This is a genomic window from Paraburkholderia rhynchosiae (assembly GCF_002879865.1).
Taxonomy (GTDB): domain Bacteria; phylum Pseudomonadota; class Gammaproteobacteria; order Burkholderiales; family Burkholderiaceae; genus Paraburkholderia; species Paraburkholderia rhynchosiae.
Genome location: NZ_PNXY01000009.1, coordinates 96,290 through 111,611, shown reverse-complemented (window position 1 = coordinate 111,611; position 15,322 = coordinate 96,290). Strand labels below are relative to the sequence as shown.

Annotated in this window: 18 protein-coding genes and 1 tRNA gene; 2 read left to right on the top strand and 17 right to left on the bottom strand. The window is 61.3% G+C overall.

Going from position 1 to position 15,322, the window contains the following annotated elements:
* Positions 1-404: 404 nt before the first annotated feature.
* Positions 405-1,700 carry a TIGR03862 family flavoprotein gene (locus C0Z16_RS15060; RefSeq protein ID WP_102632923.1) on the top strand — a complete coding sequence of 432 codons (1,296 nt, stop codon included), beginning with the start codon at positions 405-407 and terminating at the stop codon, positions 1,698-1,700.
* Positions 1,701-1,809: 109 nt separating this feature from the next.
* On the opposite strand, the gene C0Z16_RS15055 is transcribed toward C0Z16_RS15060, so the two are convergent.
* The 8 genes from C0Z16_RS15055 to C0Z16_RS15020 all read right to left on the bottom strand — a co-directional run bounded on the left by C0Z16_RS15055 (position 1,810) and on the right by C0Z16_RS15020 (position 8,449).
* Entirely contained in the window at positions 1,810-2,937 is a 1,128-nt protein-coding gene (locus C0Z16_RS15055; protein WP_102632922.1) for a methyltransferase, read from the bottom strand.
* A 354-nt stretch (positions 2,938-3,291) separates the two neighbouring features.
* Positions 3,292-3,367: transfer RNA gene (locus C0Z16_RS15050), tRNA-Thr, on the bottom strand.
* A 19-nt stretch (positions 3,368-3,386) separates the two neighbouring features.
* A complete protein-coding gene (locus tag C0Z16_RS15045; RefSeq protein ID WP_102632921.1) occupies positions 3,387-3,917 on the bottom strand; it encodes a ClpXP protease specificity-enhancing factor in 531 nt (176 codons plus the stop codon).
* Between the two features lie 70 nt (positions 3,918-3,987).
* Entirely contained in the window at positions 3,988-4,599 is a 612-nt protein-coding gene (locus C0Z16_RS15040) for a glutathione S-transferase N-terminal domain-containing protein (RefSeq protein WP_006052302.1), read from the bottom strand.
* Between the two features lie 96 nt (positions 4,600-4,695).
* The gene (locus tag C0Z16_RS15035; protein WP_102632920.1) at positions 4,696-5,451 is read right to left on the bottom strand and encodes a cytochrome c1; all 756 of its coding nucleotides are present in this window, start codon (positions 5,449-5,451) and stop codon (positions 4,696-4,698) included.
* Between the two features lie 20 nt (positions 5,452-5,471).
* The gene (locus C0Z16_RS15030) at positions 5,472-6,851 is read right to left on the bottom strand and encodes a cytochrome b (protein ID WP_102632919.1); all 1,380 of its coding nucleotides are present in this window, start codon (positions 6,849-6,851) and stop codon (positions 5,472-5,474) included.
* On the bottom strand, positions 6,852-7,472 hold the full coding sequence (gene petA / locus C0Z16_RS15025) for a ubiquinol-cytochrome c reductase iron-sulfur subunit (RefSeq protein WP_102632918.1): 621 nt from the start codon (positions 7,470-7,472) through the stop codon (positions 6,852-6,854). It lies immediately after the preceding gene.
* A 230-nt stretch (positions 7,473-7,702) separates the two neighbouring features.
* Entirely contained in the window at positions 7,703-8,449 is a 747-nt protein-coding gene (locus C0Z16_RS15020; RefSeq protein WP_102632917.1) for a Nif3-like dinuclear metal center hexameric protein, read from the bottom strand.
* Positions 8,450-8,468: 19 nt separating this feature from the next.
* On the opposite strand from C0Z16_RS15020, the gene C0Z16_RS15015 reads away from it, so the two are divergent.
* Positions 8,469-9,683 carry a Do family serine endopeptidase gene (locus C0Z16_RS15015; RefSeq protein ID WP_102632916.1) on the top strand — a complete coding sequence of 405 codons (1,215 nt, stop codon included), beginning with the start codon at positions 8,469-8,471 and terminating at the stop codon, positions 9,681-9,683.
* Between the two features lie 130 nt (positions 9,684-9,813).
* On the opposite strand, the gene tatC is transcribed toward C0Z16_RS15015, so the two are convergent.
* The 9 genes from tatC to hisA form a co-directional block, all read right to left on the bottom strand.
* The gene (gene tatC / locus C0Z16_RS15010; protein ID WP_102632915.1) at positions 9,814-10,593 is read right to left on the bottom strand and encodes a twin-arginine translocase subunit TatC; all 780 of its coding nucleotides are present in this window, start codon (positions 10,591-10,593) and stop codon (positions 9,814-9,816) included.
* Between the two features lie 34 nt (positions 10,594-10,627).
* Positions 10,628-11,146: a Sec-independent protein translocase protein TatB gene (gene tatB / locus C0Z16_RS15005; protein WP_102632914.1), complete on the bottom strand. Its 519-nt coding sequence runs from the start codon at positions 11,144-11,146 to the stop codon at positions 10,628-10,630.
* A gap of 39 nt (positions 11,147-11,185) precedes the next feature.
* Complete coding sequence (gene tatA / locus C0Z16_RS15000) at positions 11,186-11,428, bottom strand: Sec-independent protein translocase subunit TatA (RefSeq protein ID WP_102632913.1); 243 nt, start codon at positions 11,426-11,428, stop codon at positions 11,186-11,188.
* A gap of 239 nt (positions 11,429-11,667) precedes the next feature.
* On the bottom strand, positions 11,668-12,033 hold the full coding sequence (locus C0Z16_RS14995; RefSeq protein ID WP_102632912.1) for a histidine triad nucleotide-binding protein: 366 nt from the start codon (positions 12,031-12,033) through the stop codon (positions 11,668-11,670).
* Between the two features lie 87 nt (positions 12,034-12,120).
* Positions 12,121-12,516: a DUF4870 family protein gene (locus tag C0Z16_RS14990; RefSeq protein ID WP_102632911.1), complete on the bottom strand. Its 396-nt coding sequence runs from the start codon at positions 12,514-12,516 to the stop codon at positions 12,121-12,123.
* 121 nt (positions 12,517-12,637) lie between these two features.
* On the bottom strand, positions 12,638-13,030 hold the full coding sequence (locus C0Z16_RS14985) for a phosphoribosyl-ATP diphosphatase (protein ID WP_102632910.1): 393 nt from the start codon (positions 13,028-13,030) through the stop codon (positions 12,638-12,640).
* Entirely contained in the window at positions 13,027-13,437 is a 411-nt protein-coding gene (gene hisI / locus C0Z16_RS14980; protein ID WP_175130677.1) for a phosphoribosyl-AMP cyclohydrolase, read from the bottom strand. The genes C0Z16_RS14985 and hisI overlap by 4 nt, the downstream gene beginning before the upstream one ends.
* A gap of 1 nt (position 13,438) precedes the next feature.
* Positions 13,439-14,212: an imidazole glycerol phosphate synthase subunit HisF gene (hisF, locus tag C0Z16_RS14975; protein ID WP_102632909.1), complete on the bottom strand. Its 774-nt coding sequence runs from the start codon at positions 14,210-14,212 to the stop codon at positions 13,439-13,441.
* 205 nt (positions 14,213-14,417) lie between these two features.
* Positions 14,418-15,170 carry a 1-(5-phosphoribosyl)-5-[(5-phosphoribosylamino)methylideneamino]imidazole-4-carboxamide isomerase gene (gene hisA, locus C0Z16_RS14970; protein WP_102632908.1) on the bottom strand — a complete coding sequence of 251 codons (753 nt, stop codon included), beginning with the start codon at positions 15,168-15,170 and terminating at the stop codon, positions 14,418-14,420.
* Positions 15,171-15,322 lie beyond the last annotated feature (152 nt).

Below are 15,322 nucleotides of genomic sequence, written 5' to 3'. Positions count from 1 at the left end.
TTGGACATCCACGCAGGCACAAGGCGCGAACCCGAACCCACCGCTCCCGATGCCGCGACATGCGGTACGGTGAACAATGTGGTCAGTTGTATTGACGCGGGAACGACGCGAATTGCGCCCAATGGAAGGTGTCCAAAAATTATAGTTCGCCATGCTGAATAACAAAGCTGGGGACCGGACCTGTGTTGGAGCGAGCGCGCCGGAATGTAGCGTTCTGACGCCCGTCCAGTGGCGGGCGTGTTTGCTCCGCATTGCCTGCGGTGTGAGAATAGCGGCCTTCAGGGCGAGTTCCAGTGCGTTCCGGTGCCTTCCAAGCGCCGTCCTCGCCGTTGTTTGCGACCTTCGCCACGTCCGGCCGTCAGCCTTGACGGCGCTCCGCCTCTTTCGCTTATCCGCAGGCCCGCATGTCAACTTCGTTCGATTCCGCCCGCGTCGCCGTCATCGGCGGCGGACCCGCCGGCTTGATGGCCGCGGAGGCGCTTTCCCTGCAAGGCGTGCAGGTCGACGTCCATGATGCGATGCCCTCCGTCGGCCGCAAGTTTCTGATGGCGGGCAAAGGCGGCATGAACATCACGCATTCCGAACCGCTCGAGCCGTTTCTCGATCGCTACGGCGCGCGCCGCGAATGGATTTCGCCACTGCTGGAGACGTTCGGACCGGACGCGTTGCGCACGTGGTTGCGGGGGCTCGGAGTCGAGACCTTTGTCGGCAGCTCGGGGCGCGTTTTTCCGACCGACATGAAAGCCGCGCCGATGCTGCGTGCGTGGCTGCATCGATTGAGGGAAGCTGGCGTGCGCTTTCACATGCGGCACAAATGGACCGGTTGGCAGATTGCCGGTGCGACGGACGCCGGTGCGCCCACGCCGGACAACGCCGCGCACACGCTTTTGTTCGCCACGCCAGCCGGCGAGCAGATCTTCACCTATGACGCCGTCGTGTTCGCGCTCGGCGGCGCAAGCTGGCCGCGCTTAGGATCGGACGCGGCCTGGGTCCCGCTGATGGCTTCGCGCGACGTGCCGGTCCGCGCGCTGCAACCCGCGAACTGCGGCTTCGACGCGGACTGGAGCCCTTATCTGCGCGAGCGGTTCGCCGGTCAGCCGGTGAAATCCATCGCCATTTCACTCACGGATATAGACGAAAAAGTCCACAATCGACAAGGTGAAATACTTCTGACCGAAACGGGCCTTGAAGGCAGTCTGATTTATGCGTTGTCGGCGGTGATTCGCGAGCGGATTATGGCTGACGGCGACGTCACCGTCACGCTGGATCTGGCGCCAGGTTTGACTTTGGAGCGGGTGATCGCGGAAGTCACCAGACCGCGCGGCTCCCGTTCGATGTCGAGTCACCTGAACGGAAGAATCGGAATTAGCGGCGTAAAACTCGCGTTGCTGCACGAAATCTTGCCGAAAGAGGTTTTCGCCGATGCCGCCCGTCTCGCCCCGGCTATCAAGGCGCTGCCGGTGCGGCTCTCGCGCGCCCGCCCGATTGCGGAAGCGATCAGCAGCGCCGGGGGCATTCCGTTCGAGGCGCTGAATCAGCATTTGATGATCGAACATCTGCCCGGCGTTTTTTGCGCGGGCGAGATGCTCGATTGGGAGGCGCCGACAGGCGGCTATCTGTTGACCGCCTGCTTTGCCAGTGGTCTGGTGGCCGGGCGAGGCGCAGCGGCTTTTGTGGGAGCGCGCGCCGCGTTGCCGTGAAGCGCGGCGCGGTTCAATACCGGAAACGGCGACTTGTCAGCCGGCTGGCCGCCCACGCAGCAACGCAACGTTTCAGCAGCAACGCGCCTTCTTTCGTGAACGTCGCGTCTTAAGACCGCGCCTTCAGTCGCCACAGTGACGTAATTTCTGCCACCCGCGCCGCGTGCAGCGCGTCGGTTTCGTCGGTCGATTTCGGATGGCGCGGACGAATGTCCTCACGCCCCACGACAGTCAGCCCGGCGCTCTCGATCGCGGCAAGCAGCCACTCCCGTGTGCGCAAACCGAGATGTTCCGCGAAGTCCGACAGAATGAGCCAGCCTTCCCCGCCCGGCGACAAATGTTCCGCCAGGCCATTGAGAAAGCCCAACAGCATGCGGCTTTCCGGATCGTAGATCGCATATTCGATCGGCGAGGCGGGCCGCGCCGGCACCCACGGCGGATTGCACACGACCAGCGGCGCACGTCCTTCCGGAAATAGATCGGCTTGCACGACGTCGACTTGCTGCTCGTACCCGAGACGCGCGATGTTCTCGCGTGCGCAAGAAAGCGCTCGCGGGTCCTGGTCGGTGGCAACGATCTTCTTCACGCCGCGCTTCGCGAGCAACGCGGACAACACGCCGGTGCCGGTCCCGATGTCGAATGCTTTATTCAGAGAAGGTAGCGGCGTGCGTGCGACCAGGTCCACGTATTCACCGCGCACCGGCGAAAAGACGCCGTAATACGGATGAATGCGATCGCCGAGCGCGGGAATCTCTACGCCCTTCTTCCGCCACTCGTGCGCGCCGATCAACCCGAGCAGTTCGCGTAGCGACACGACCGACGCCTCATCCGTCGGCGGTCCATACGTTTCTATGCAGGCCTGTTGCACGTCGGGCGCGCGGCGCAGCGGAATCACGTAAGCGGCATCGAGCGGAATCAGGATCATGCCGAGCGTGCGCGCGCGTTGCGACTGGGTCTGCCGGTGCAGGTTGAACGCCTCGAGCGGCGTTGCGCCCTGTTTGCGCGGCTTACGTTCCAGCCGTCGCGTGACGGCCTGCAACAGTTGGCGGGCGTTCTGGAAATCGCCGTTCCACAGTAGCGCGGTGCCTTCGCATGCGAGCCGGTAGGCCGAGTCGGCGGTGGTCCGGTCATCGGCGACGATCACGCGCCTGGGCGGCGGCACCGCCGCTTCAGAGCGCCAACGCGCGGTGCGGGGGCCGTCGGCTTCGGGCCAGGTGATGCTTGCAGGGCTGGTCATGGTGAGATGGGTCGTGTTGCAAGAGCGACGCGGTGAGACGTGGCTTCGTTGGGGCGTTGTGCGCGGATGCTGCAGCGGTATGCGTGGATCGCAATGCGGGCCGACGCCCGAATAGTAACCTCTGCCGCCTCGGCTCGCGGCATGGTATTCGTCGCCGCGCACGCGCTGAAACTAGACATTTTTGTCCACAATCGACAAGGTGAAAGAGATATGGCGAATTTGAGGCCTGAAACGCGCTCACCGAGCGTGAGATGAAGCGGTGATTAGCCAGTAAGCGGGCCCAACAAATGACCCCTAAGCTGCCTAATAAAAAAACGGGGTTCCTGACTGAACAGAAACCCCGTTTCGTACAACTGGTGCCGGCTGCAGGACTCGAACCCGCCACCTCATGATTACAAGTCAAGCGCTCTACCTGATGAGCTAAGCCGGCATGAGGCCGTGATTCTACTTCATTTTACGATCTTGAGGCGAGCCCTACCGCCACCTTTCGAACCGTCGTCGTCGGGCTGGTCGCCTTCCGGTGCGCGGTCGGTCTTCGCGGCGACAGCATCCGCCGCGGACGGGCTCTCGACCGCACGCGGCGCAGTCGGCGAGGCCTGCGTGCCGGGCGCTGCGGCCGGCTCGACCGTTTCGGCGTCGGCGCCCGAATCTTGTGCTTCGCCGCCCGTCGACTCCACCGGGAACGCCATGCCCTGGCCGTTTTCGCGGGCATAGATCGCGAGAATATTGGCGACCGGCACCTCAATCTTGTGCGACTTGCCGGAGAAACGGGCGCTGAACTCGACCCACTCGTTGCCCATCTGCAGTTGGCTCGTGGCCTCGAAGCTGATGTTCAACACAATCTCATTGTCGCGCACGAACTGACGCGGCACGCGCGTCTGGTTATCGACGCGGACCGCGATGTGCGGCGTGTAGCCGTTATCCGTGCACCATTCATACAGCGCGCGCAGCAGGTAAGGCTTGGTGGAAATCTCTTGCATCAACAGTCCTCTTACCGGGCGCGGGGCCGCGCGCAGCAAGCCGCGCGGCGCCCGGCGCCTAAAGCCAAGCTCAACGACGCATCACCTTTTCCGACGGCGTCAGCGCCTCGATATAAGCCGGACGGCTGAAAATGCGCTCGGCGTACTTCATCAGCGGCGCCGCGTTCTTCGACAGCTCGATGCCGTAGTGATCCAGACGCCACAAGAGCGGCGCGATCGCGACGTCGAGCATCGAGAACTCTTCGCCGAGCATGTACTTGTTCTTCAGGAAGATCGGCGCGAGTTGCGTCAGGCGGTCGCGGATCGCGAGGCGCGCTTTCTCGTGATTCTTCTCAGCAGCCTTGCCCTTCTCGTTCTCGAGCGTGCCGACGTGGACGAACAGTTCCTTCTCGAAGTTCAGCAGGAACAGACGGGCGCGGGCGCGCTGAACCGGATCGGCCGGCATCAGCTGCGGGTGCGGGAAGCGTTCGTCGATATACTCGTTGATGATGTTCGATTCGTACAGAATCAGGTCCCGTTCGACGAGAATCGGCACCTGACCATACGGATTCATCACAGCGATGTCTTCCGGCTTGTTAAACAGGTCGACGTCGCGGATCTCGAAGTCCATGCCCTTTTCGAACAACACCAGCCGGCAGCGCTGGGAGAACGGGCAAGTCGTGCCGGAATACAGAACCATCATGATTTACGTTTCCTCAAAAAGCTGAAAGGCCAGCGCGCGGAAAAACCGTTCAACAGGTTTCTCCTGGCGCCGGCCCCACGCCGTGTAGCGGCGTGATTATTTGATATGTTTCCAGTACGCGGCGTTCAGTCGCCAGGCGAAAAAGCTCAGAATACCGAGGAACATCAGCACCCACACGCCAAGCTGTTTGCGGGTTTTCTGAGTCGGCTCGGACATCCAGGACAGATACGACACAAGGTCGGCCACAGCAGAATCATAATCTACCGGCGACATCGTCCCCGGCGTGACCTGCTGGAAACCCACAAATTTGTGCACCGTTTCGCCCGTTCTTTCGTCGACTTCGTCACCGAACTTCGCGGTACGTTGCCCCTGAAGCTGCCACAGCACGTGAGGCATGCTCACGTTTTCATACACCAGATTGTTCCAGCCCGTCGGCCGCGTACTGTCGCGATAAAAGCTGCGCAGATACGTGTACAACCAGTCCTTGCCCCGCGCCCGCGCTTCGACTGACAAATCCGGCGGACTTGCGCCGAACCACGCTTTCGCGTCATCGGGGCGCATCGCCACGGTCATCGTGTTGCCGACCTTGTCAGTGGTGAAAAGCAGGTTCGACTGAATTTCATTCGGCGTAATGCCGAGATCGGTCAGCCGGTTGTAGCGCACCAGGTTCGCACTGTGGCAATTCAGGCAATAGTTTACAAACAATTGCGCGCCGTGCTGCAAAGAAGCGAAATTGTCCGCGTTATCCGGCGCGCGGTCGAGATGAACATTCTCGTCCGCGTAAGCCGGGCCGGTCAGCACCGCGAGCAGTGTCGCGCCGATCAGCGCGCACGTCGAAAGCAGTTTTTTCATCTTCGTTTTCTCGCTCGCCGTTAGTGGGACTTGAATCGCACCCGCTCCGGCGGCTGCTTGAACGTGCCAAGCCTCGTCCAGAACGGCATGCCGAGGAAAAACGCGAAGTAGATCAGCGCGCACACCTGCGCAATCAACGTGGCGGCCGGCGACGGCGGTTTAGTGCCGAGGAAGCCCAACGTCAGGAAAGCGAGCACGAAGATCCCGTAGAACACCTTGTGAAAGAACGGCCGGTAACGAATCGACTTCACCGGCGAGCGGTCGAGCCACGGCAGGAAAAAGAGCGAAATCACCGCGCCGCCCATCACCACCACGCCCCAGAACTTGGATTCGGTGAACGCCATTGCGAGAATCACGAGCACCGCGAGCACCGGCAAGCCGATCTTCCACTTGCCGCGCGCGCGCACCAGCGCGAGCAGGCCGAGCAGCGCGATCACGATCATCAGCACGATCTTGAACGGATCGGTCGTGGCGCGCAGCATCGCGTAAAAGGCCGTGAAGTACCACACGGGGGCGATTTCTTGCGGCGTTTGCAGCGGATTCGCCGGGACGAAGTTGTTGGCCTCGAGGAAATACCCGCCCATTTCCGGCGCGAAGAAGATGATCGCCGCGAAAATCATCAGGAACACCGACACGCCAAAGAAATCGTGCACCGAGTAGTACGGGTGAAACGGAATGCCGTCGAGCGGAATGCCGTCACGATCTTTCTTCGCCTTGATCTCGATGCCGTCCGGGTTGTTCGAGCCGACTTCATGCAGCGCCACGAGGTGCGCGACCACCAGCCCGAGCAGCACGAGCGGAATCGCGATCACGTGAAACGCGAAGAAGCGGTTCAACGTGACGTCCGACACGACGTAGTCGCCACGAATCCACAACGACAGGTCCGGCCCGATGAACGGAATCGCCGAGAACAGGTTCACGATCACCTGCGCGCCCCAGAACGACATCTGGCCCCACGGCAGCAGATAACCGAAGAACGCCTCGGCCATCAGGGATAGAAAGATCGCGCAGCCGAAAATCCACACCAGTTCGCGCGGCTTGCGGTACGAACCGTACATGAGCCCGCGGAACATATGCAGATACACGACGACGAAGAACATCGACGCGCCCGTGGAGTGCATGTAGCGGATCAGCCAGCCCCACGGCACCTCGCGCATGATGTACTCGACCGACGCAAACGCGAGCGTCGCGTCGGGCTTGTAGTTCATGGTGAGGAAAATGCCGGTGACGATCTGATTGACCAGCACCAGCAGCGCGAGGGAACCGAAGAAGTACCAGAAATTGAAGTTCTTCGGCGCGTAATACTCGGAGACGTGCTTTTTCCAGGTGGACGTCATCGGAAAGCGCCGGTCGAGCCATCCGACCAGCCCGGTCGTCTCTACTTCGTGTTCGATCGCCATTTACGCTTCTCCTTTCTCGTCCTTGCCGATCACGAGCCCATTGGCTCCCGTGAACATGTAAGGCGGGATGTCGAGGTTCTGCGGCGCAGGTTTGTTCTTGAAGACGCGGCCGGCCATGTCATAGGTCGAACCGTGGCACGGGCACAGAAAGCCGCCTGGCCAGTCGTCCGGAAGATTGGGCTGCGCGCCCTCCATGAAGCGCGGCGTAGGCGTGCAGCCCAGGTGGGTGCACACGGCAACGGCGACAAATATGTTCTTGCGGTCGGTGCGTGCCCGGAATTCGTTGTTGCAATACTCCGGCAACGGCATCGAAAAAACGTTCTTGCTGCGGGGATCGGCTACTTCGTTATCGGCTTTCTGGACATCGGCGAGCATTTTCTCCGTGCGGTTGATGATCCAGACCGGCTTACCGCGCCATGCAACGGTCATCATGTCGCCGGGCTTGAGGTTGCTGATGTCGACTTCGACTGGGGCACCTGCTGCCTTGGCCTTTTCAGATGGTGCAAACGAACTAACAAAGGGTACGACAGTGGCAACGCCTCCAATGCCACCTGCTACGGTCGTCGCTATCAGCCAGGTACGGCGGCTGCCGTCGACGCGTTCATCTTCCTTGTCTCGCATCACAAGCCCCACTTCTGAGTTGGATTTTTCCTTCACGTCGCTTCTACCGCCGCTAGTTTGCGCGAATGGAGTCGCCATTTACAAGGGCCGATTGCCAAAAACCGTGCGAAGCCCTTGATAACTCAGGGTTTCTCCGTACGGATCGCAAACCTTTTCGCACCTCCTTTTAAGTGCCCCCTCCGTTATTCGTGCCTTTTTCTTCGCTAATGCGTGTTTGATAATCCAGCAATTCAAACGGGATTAGGGATGTCGATAAAGAGGTGCTCGATATCGAATTGCTCGGACAGGTGCTTGCCCACCGCCTGCACGCCGAAGCGCTCCGTTGCATGATGCCCGGCCGCGAGAAACGCGACGCCGCTTTCCGCCGACGTGTGCATGACCGACTCCGACACCTCGCCCGTCAGATAGACGTCGGCGCCGGCGCTAATCGCGGCGTCGAACATGCCTTGCGCGGCGCCCGTACACCAGGCTACGCGTCTCAGATTGCGATCGGGGTCGCCGAATACGAGCGGCGTGCGGCCGAGCGTCTGCTCGATCTCCGCGGTGAAGTGCGCGAGCGTGATCGGCATCGGGAAGGTCGCGAGCCAGCCGAGATCGTTCTCGCCGAAGCGCGCGTCGCTGATCCAGCCCATCTTCACGCCGATCTGCGCGTTGTTGCCGAACTCGGGATGGTCGTCGAGCGGCAGGTGGTAGGCGAACAGGTTCAGGTCGTTGCCTAGCAGCAGTTTCAGGCGCGCATATTTGCGGCCGGTGATCTGCGGCGCCTCGTTGCGCCAGAAGTAGCCGTGATGGACCAGTACGGCGTCCGCGCCCCAATCGAGCGCGGCCTCGAGAAAGGCCACGGAAGCGGTCACGCCCGTCGCGAGTTTGTTGATCTTGCGACGCCCTTCGACTTGCAGTCCGTTGGGGCAATAGTCCTTGAAGCGCGCGGTTTCAAGGAGATTGTTCAAGTACAATTCAAGTTCGATCCGATCCATATAAACCTCTAGTCTTCAGATGCTTAGACGCTTTTGGCTGTTCTTTGCCCAAGCGGTGACTGTGCTGTTGGCGCTGATGTTCATCATCGCGACCCTCAAACCGCAGTGGCTCCAGCGTCAAGGGCAATTCGGCAAGCAACTTGCCGAACCAATCGTCGCCCTGCGGGAAGTGGCGCCAGGCATCGGCAGCGGGCCAGCAACGGCGTCTTATGCAGACGCCGCGCAAAAGGCCATGCCCGCGGTCGTCAATGTGTTTTCCAGCAAAGATGGCTCACTGCCGCCGGACCCGCGCGCGAAAGACCCGTTGTTCCGCTATTTCTTCGGCGACAAGAACAACCGCAAGCAGCGTGAGCAGCCGGCAGCCAACCTGGGCTCCGGGGTGATAGTGAGTTCGGAAGGTTACATTCTAACGAACCAGCACGTGGTCGACGGCGCCGATCAGATCGAAATCGCACTCGCCGACGGCCGCACCACGAATGCCAAGGTGATCGGCATTGATCCGGAAACGGATCTGGCCGTGCTCAAGGTCAACATGACCAACCTGCCCACCATCACGCTCGGCCGCATGGACCAGACGCGCGTGGGCGACGTCGTGCTGGCGATCGGCAATCCGTTCGGCGTCGGTCAGACGGTGACCATGGGCATTGTCAGCGCGCTCGGGCGCAATCATCTCGGCATCAATACGTTCGAAAACTTCATCCAGACCGACGCGGCGATCAATCCCGGCAACTCGGGCGGTGCTCTCGTCGACGTGAACGGCAATCTGCTTGGCATCAACACAGCCATCTACTCGCGCTCGGGTGGCTCGCTCGGCATTGGCTTCGCGATTCCGGTATCGACGGCGCGCAGCGTGCTGGAGAGCATCATCACCACGGGCACGGTCACGCGGGGCTGGATCGGCGTCGAGCCCCAAGATGTGACGCCGGAAATCGCGGAATCGTTCGGGCTCGATCAGAAGTCCGGGGCCATCGTGGCCGGCGTGCTGAAGAACGGTCCCGCCGACCGTGCGGGCATCAAGCCCGGCGACATTCTGATGAGCGTGAACGGTCAGGAAATCACCGACACCACCCGCTTGCTGAACGTTATCGCGCAGATCAAGCCGGGCACGGCCGCGAAGGTGCATCTGGTGCGCAAGAGCCGGGAACTGGATCTCGACGTGATCATCGGCAAACGTCCGCCGCCGCCGAAACAGCCCGTCGACGACAGCGATCAGCAGGACGACGACGGCGGTTAAAGGCTAAAGGCGAAGCGGGAAACGCGGCGCTGACGTAAAGGCAAAGCCGAAAAGCAAAAAGGGCAATCCATCATGGATTGCCCTTTTTGCTTTTGCCTCTACGCGAGCAACGCGTCAAGCGCCAAACAGATCAACCCGGCGGGCTCGCGTCTTCGACGATAGCCGGCTGCTTGCCAACGATCAACCGCGCCGCGATGATCCCCGCCTCGTACAGCACGATCAGCGGAATGGCCAGAATAAGCTGCGAGAACACATCTGGCGGTGTCACGACAGCCGAAATCACGAACGCGCCGACAATCACATACGGCCGGATTTCCTTGAGCTTCTTGAGCGTCACCACATTCATGCGAACCAGCAGCACGACGACGATCGGTACTTCGAACGTCACGCCGAACGCAATGAACATGGTGAGCACGAAGCTCAGGTAATTATCGATATCGGTGGTCATCTCCGCGCCCAACGGCGCGTTGTAATGCGCCATTACGCGGAAGATGGTTGGGAACACCACGAAGTAGGCAAACGCCATGCCGCAGAGAAACAGCGTGTAGCTGCTGCCCACCAGTGGCCCCACCAGCTTCTTCTCATGCTGATAAAGACCCGGCGCGACGAACGCCCATATCTGATACAGCACGATCGGCAGCGCGATCACGAAAGCGACCAGCATGGTGACTTTCATCGGCACGAAAAACGAACCGGTGACGTCGGTGACGATCATCTTGCCGTCTTTCGGCAGGTTCTGCATCAGCGGGCGCGCCAGCAGCCGGAAGATATCCGGAGCCCAATACACCAGCCCGACAAACACCACGATGACGGCAAGGCCGGCGCGGATGATGCGGTCGCGCAATTCAACGAGGTGGGAAATGAAGGTCTCTTCAGTGCCTTCGTTCTGGCTTTTCTGGGGGTCGCTCACGCCGGCCCTCGGTTAGAGATTGTCGTTCTGATCATCAGAAAAACCGCGTCGGACGACGCATGCTGGCAGGCGTATGCCGCGCGACGCGTGCCGCACCGGACTGCACGCGCGAGCGGCGCGTGGTTGCGCGCTTGTACCAGGTGGGCATTGCCGTTTGCTTGACGCGCCAGTTCTTGCGCCTCGGCGCCGCGGCCGGCGTGCTGCTCTGCCACGAAGTATTGCCGGCATCTTCGAGCGCGCCGCCGGCGATGCTCGGCGACACCGACGTGCCGCTATTCCACGCGTCGTTTAGTTCGGTTTCATGCTTGCGCAGGTTTTCCTGAACGCTGCTCTCGACATTGCTCGCCGCCGTTTCGAACTCGGTTTTCATCCGACGCAGTTCGTCGAGTTCGATTTCCCGCGTGACTTCCGATTTGACGTCGTTGATATAGCGCTGCGCGCGACCGAACAGCGCGCCGGCCGTACGGGCGACGCGCGGCAGGCGCTCAGGGCCGAGCACGACCAGCGCGACCACGCCGATCAGCGCCATCTTGGTTAGACCGAGGTCCAGCATGGAGAGGAATGTCCGTCAGTAACGCGGTTGGCCCGCGGCTTAGCGGTAATCGCCCGAACGCGGCGTCTTTTCCTTTGCTTCCACATCCACGGCGCCGTTGCGCGGCAATTCGCGCTGCTGCTGCGCGTCGCCTGCGTCCGTCTCAGTTTCCTTCATGCCTTCCTTGAAGCCCTTCACGGCGCCACCCAGATCGCCACCAATGTTCCGCAGCTTCTTCGTGCCGAACACGAGCGCCACGATCAACAACACGATCAACCAATGCCAAATACTCAACGAACCCATGACTACTCTCCTTAACCCCGACACCGCACTTGATGCGGCAAAAATTCGTCTGCCTTGCGGCGTGAATTGAAGCGCGTGCGCTTCATCTATACGTTACAGCAGCGTTACCGCAATCGCCGCCGATTCGCCACGACACAATGTGTATTGTGACCAGGCAATCGCGTCGCCGTAATTACAATGCGGCAAAAAACAACGCGGGCCTGATGGGCCGCTGGCCGAACCCCGCATGCAGTTGGAACTCAGCCCATGCGCTGCCACGGACGCGGCCCCGCGAGAATGTGCGCGTGCAGGTGATACACCTCTTGCCCGCCGCCCGGGCCGGTATTGATGACCGTGCGGAAGCCGGTTTCGCCACCGGTGTACGCCACGCCCAACTGGTCCGCGAGACGCGCCGCCAAAACAAGCATTCTACCAAGCAGCGGTGCATCGCTTTCGGTGCAATCGGTGAGCGTGGGGATGTGCTTGCGCGGAATGACGAGCACATGCGTTTCGGCCGCCGGACGGATGTCGCGGAAGGCGAGAAACTCTTCGTCTTCATGGACTTTGGTGGACGGGATCTCGCCGGCGGCGATCTTGCAGAACAGGCAGTTCGGGTCGTGGCTCATCATATTCCTGACGCGGTATCGCTAAAGCGCAAAGCATGATCTGGCGCGGCGGAGTTCGCTCCCCACGTCCGTAACATCGGACGAAAGTCAGAACCACGCACGCGGATTCGCGAGCGGCTTGTTATCGTACAGATACAGCCAGCCCTTGATAATACGGTACAACATCCAGATGCTCACGGCCCAAAGCACCGGAATGCCGATCACCACGAACAGCAGCAGCCCACCTATCGCGTAGCCCAGCAGGCCGATCCAGAACGTGCGGATCTGCCAGTCGAAATGCGCTTCGTACGGCGTGCCCTCTGCATCGGAACGCTTCACATAATTGATGATGATCGCGACGAGGATCGTCAGCCCGCCAGTGAGCCAGTGAACCGCATACAGCGCGTAAAGGACGTGCGTGAGCGTGCGCAGGCTGCGTTCCCGCTCCGGCTCCATGGCGTGGCGATAGGCCGGCGGCGGATAACTGTCGTGCGACTGTTCCATGCTTGCGTCCTCCCGAGGATGCGTTTTGGATGCGTTCAGTGCAATGTGGGCGCCGGCGCTCGCCACTTCAAGACAGGGCGGGCAAACACTAAGGAAAAATCACTAACCAAGAATCGCAGGATCAGTCTCCGTTCTGTTCGCGTTCGCGGGTCTTGCGCAGCGCCTTTTCCTCGATGCCCGACATCCCTTCGCGGCGCTCCAGTTCGGCGAGCACGTCCGCGGGACTTAGATCGTAGTGCGACAGCATCACGAGGCAATGAAACCAGAGGTCCGCGACCTCACCGACCAGTGCCTTCGGCGCGCCGCCGTGGCGTGCATCCTTCGCGGCCAGCACGACTTCGGTGGCTTCCTCGCCGATCTTCTTGAGCACGGCATCGTCGCCCTTGTGGAATAGGCGCGACACGTACGAGACGTCGGGATCGCCGCCCTTTCGGCTGTCGATGATCGCCGCGAGGCGCATCAGCGTGTCGGTCGTGGACGGCGTGGAAGGTGTCGCTTGCGTGGATTGCGTCATTTGTAGATGTGTTCGGGGTCTTTCAGCACGGGATCGACGGCGACCCAGTCACCATCTTCTACCGCGCCTTCGAATTTCTGGAAAAAGCACGAGTGGCGGCCGGTGTGGCACGCAATGCCGGACACCTGCTCCACTTTGAGCAGCACGACGTCTTCATCGCAATCGAGCCGCACTTCATGCACATGCTGCACGTGGCCGGATTCTTCGCCCTTAAACCACAGGCGCTGGCGCGAGCGCGAGAAATACACCGCGCGGCCTAGTTCGACGGTCTTCGCCAATGCCTCGCGGTTCATCCACGCGAACATCAGCACGTCGTTCGTCGACGCTTCCTGCGCGATGACCGGCACAAGGCCATTCGCGTCCCACTTGACCTTGTCGAGCCAATTGACTGCCGTTGGATTCACCACGTCACAACCTCACCGAAATGCCCTGGTCGGCCATGAAGCGCTTGGCCTCGCCCACCGTGTGCTCGCCATAGTGGAAGATGCTCGCGGCAAGCACGGCGTCCGCGTGGCCGCTTTTGATGCCGTCAGCGAGATGCTGCAGGTTGCCGACGCCGCCAGAGGCGATTACCGGAACCGACACGGCGTCGGACACCGCGCGCGTGAGCGCGAGGTCGAAGCCGCTTTTCGTGCCGTCGCGATCCATGCTGGTCAGCAGGATTTCGCCAGCGCCGAGTTCGGCCATTTTGCGCGCCCACTCCACGGCTTCAAGGCCAGTAGCCTTGCGTCCGCCGTGGGTGAAGACTTCCCAGCGCGGTGTTTCGCCGTCCCCGGACACGCGCTTGGCGTCGATCGCGACGACGATGCATTGCGAGCCGTATTTGTCGGTTGCGTCTTTCACGAGCTGCGGATTCGCGACCGCCGACGAGTTCATGCTGATCTTGTCCGCACCGGCGTTCAGCAGGCGCCGCACGTCTTCGACGGCGCGCACGCCGCCGCCGACCGTCAACGGAATGAATACCTGCGAGGCGACCGCTTCGATGATCGGCAGGATCAGATCGCGCTGGTCCGAGGTGGCGGTAATGTCGAGAAACGTTAGTTCGTCCGCACCCTGGTCGTCGTAACGGCGCGCGATTTCGACCGGATCGCCCGCGTCGCGGAGTTCGACGAAGTTGACGCCCTTGACCACGCGGCCAGCGGTGACGTCGAGACAGGGGATGATGCGTTTAGCTAGAGCCATGATCGTGCAAATCTGCCAATACCGCTGATGAGGCCGTTCACATCACGGTTGATGCGAACGGCATGATGCCGACGCCCGCCAGCCCTGGCGCGCGGAAAACGGCTGAGCGTACTCGAAGCGCCGGAACGGCGACGACGCGCCGCGCCTTTGGAGCCAACAGGACCGGCAACGAGGACCAACGACGACAACAACGACAACGACGACGTCAGGCGTCGTCGGATTCGCGCAGCCGGTCGGCCAGGGTTTGCGCAGCCGTAAAGTCCAGGTCACCCGAGTAGATGGCTCGCCCGCAGATCACGCCTTCGATGCCTTCGGGCTCGACTTCGCACAACGATTCGATGTCGGTCAGATTCGACAGCCCGCCGCTTGCGATCACCGGAATCTTCACCGCGCGCGCGAGGCGCACCGTCGCTTCGATGTTGATCCCTTGCAGCATGCCGTCGCGGCCGATGTCGGTGTAAATGATCGACTCGCAGCCGTAGTCCTCGAACTTGCGCGCGAGATCGGCAACTTCGTGGCCGGTCAGCTTGCTCCAGCCGTCGGTGGCGACCTTGCCGTCTTTCGCATCCAGACCGACGATGATATGACCGCCGAACGCCGTGCACGCATCCTGTAAAAAGCCCGGATTCTTGACCGCCGCCGTGCCGATGATCACGTATTCGAGACCGTCGTCGAGATAACGCTCGATGGTGTTCAGGTCGCGGATGCCGCCGCCGAGTTGCACGGGAATCTCACCACCCACTTCCTCGATAATCGCGCGGATCGCATCTTCATTCCTCGGCTTGCCGGCGAACGCGCCATTCAGGTCGACGAGGTGCAGACGGCGCGCGCCACGCTCGACCCAATGTCGGGCCATCGCCGCCGGTTCCTCGGAAAATATCGTCGCCTGGTCCATATCGCCCTGTTTGAGGCGTACACACTGACCATCTTTCAGGTCGATGGCGGGGATCAGCAGCATAGCAATCGGGTGTTGTCTGGGAAGGGGTTGAAGGTCGGCGGCAGCGGCTGGTTGGCCAGCCCGCCGAAACGCCGTCTCGCTAGTTTAGTACAACTCTTTCGAAGCCCTTGCACAGCGGCAGGGCCTGCCGAAATCGGGGTGCAGCCGTTGTC

What these genes read in the sequence shown, in the direction of transcription:
- tatA (WP_102632913.1), bottom strand. Translation starts at nt 11,428, where the DNA reads ATGGGTTCGTTGAGTATTTGGCATTGGTTGATCGTGTTGTTGATCGTG.
- C0Z16_RS14990 (WP_102632911.1), bottom strand. Translation starts at nt 12,516, where the DNA reads ATGGAACAGTCGCACGACAGTTATCCGCCGCCGGCCTATCGCCACGCC.
- C0Z16_RS15020 (WP_102632917.1), bottom strand. Translation starts at nt 8,449, where the DNA reads ATGGATCGGATCGAACTTGAATTGTACTTGAACAATCTCCTTGAAACC.
- tatB (WP_102632914.1), bottom strand. Translation starts at nt 11,146, where the DNA reads ATGCTGGACCTCGGTCTAACCAAGATGGCGCTGATCGGCGTGGTCGCG.
- C0Z16_RS15015 (WP_102632916.1), top strand. Translation starts at nt 8,469, where the DNA reads ATGCTTAGACGCTTTTGGCTGTTCTTTGCCCAAGCGGTGACTGTGCTG.
- C0Z16_RS15060 (WP_102632923.1), top strand. Translation starts at nt 405, where the DNA reads ATGTCAACTTCGTTCGATTCCGCCCGCGTCGCCGTCATCGGCGGCGGA.
- C0Z16_RS14995 (WP_102632912.1), bottom strand. Translation starts at nt 12,033, where the DNA reads ATGAGCCACGACCCGAACTGCCTGTTCTGCAAGATCGCCGCCGGCGAG.
- hisF (WP_102632909.1), bottom strand. Translation starts at nt 14,212, where the DNA reads ATGGCTCTAGCTAAACGCATCATCCCCTGTCTCGACGTCACCGCTGGC.
- C0Z16_RS15055 (WP_102632922.1), bottom strand. Translation starts at nt 2,937, where the DNA reads ATGACCAGCCCTGCAAGCATCACCTGGCCCGAAGCCGACGGCCCCCGC.
- C0Z16_RS15040 (WP_006052302.1), bottom strand. Translation starts at nt 4,599, where the DNA reads ATGATGGTTCTGTATTCCGGCACGACTTGCCCGTTCTCCCAGCGCTGC.
- petA (WP_102632918.1), bottom strand. Translation starts at nt 7,472, where the DNA reads ATGCGAGACAAGGAAGATGAACGCGTCGACGGCAGCCGCCGTACCTGG.
- C0Z16_RS15045 (WP_102632921.1), bottom strand. Translation starts at nt 3,917, where the DNA reads ATGCAAGAGATTTCCACCAAGCCTTACCTGCTGCGCGCGCTGTATGAA.
- C0Z16_RS15035 (WP_102632920.1), bottom strand. Translation starts at nt 5,451, where the DNA reads ATGAAAAAACTGCTTTCGACGTGCGCGCTGATCGGCGCGACACTGCTC.
- C0Z16_RS15030 (WP_102632919.1), bottom strand. Translation starts at nt 6,851, where the DNA reads ATGGCGATCGAACACGAAGTAGAGACGACCGGGCTGGTCGGATGGCTC.
- hisA (WP_102632908.1), bottom strand. Translation starts at nt 15,170, where the DNA reads ATGCTGCTGATCCCCGCCATCGACCTGAAAGATGGTCAGTGTGTACGC.
- C0Z16_RS14985 (WP_102632910.1), bottom strand. Translation starts at nt 13,030, where the DNA reads ATGACGCAATCCACGCAAGCGACACCTTCCACGCCGTCCACGACCGAC.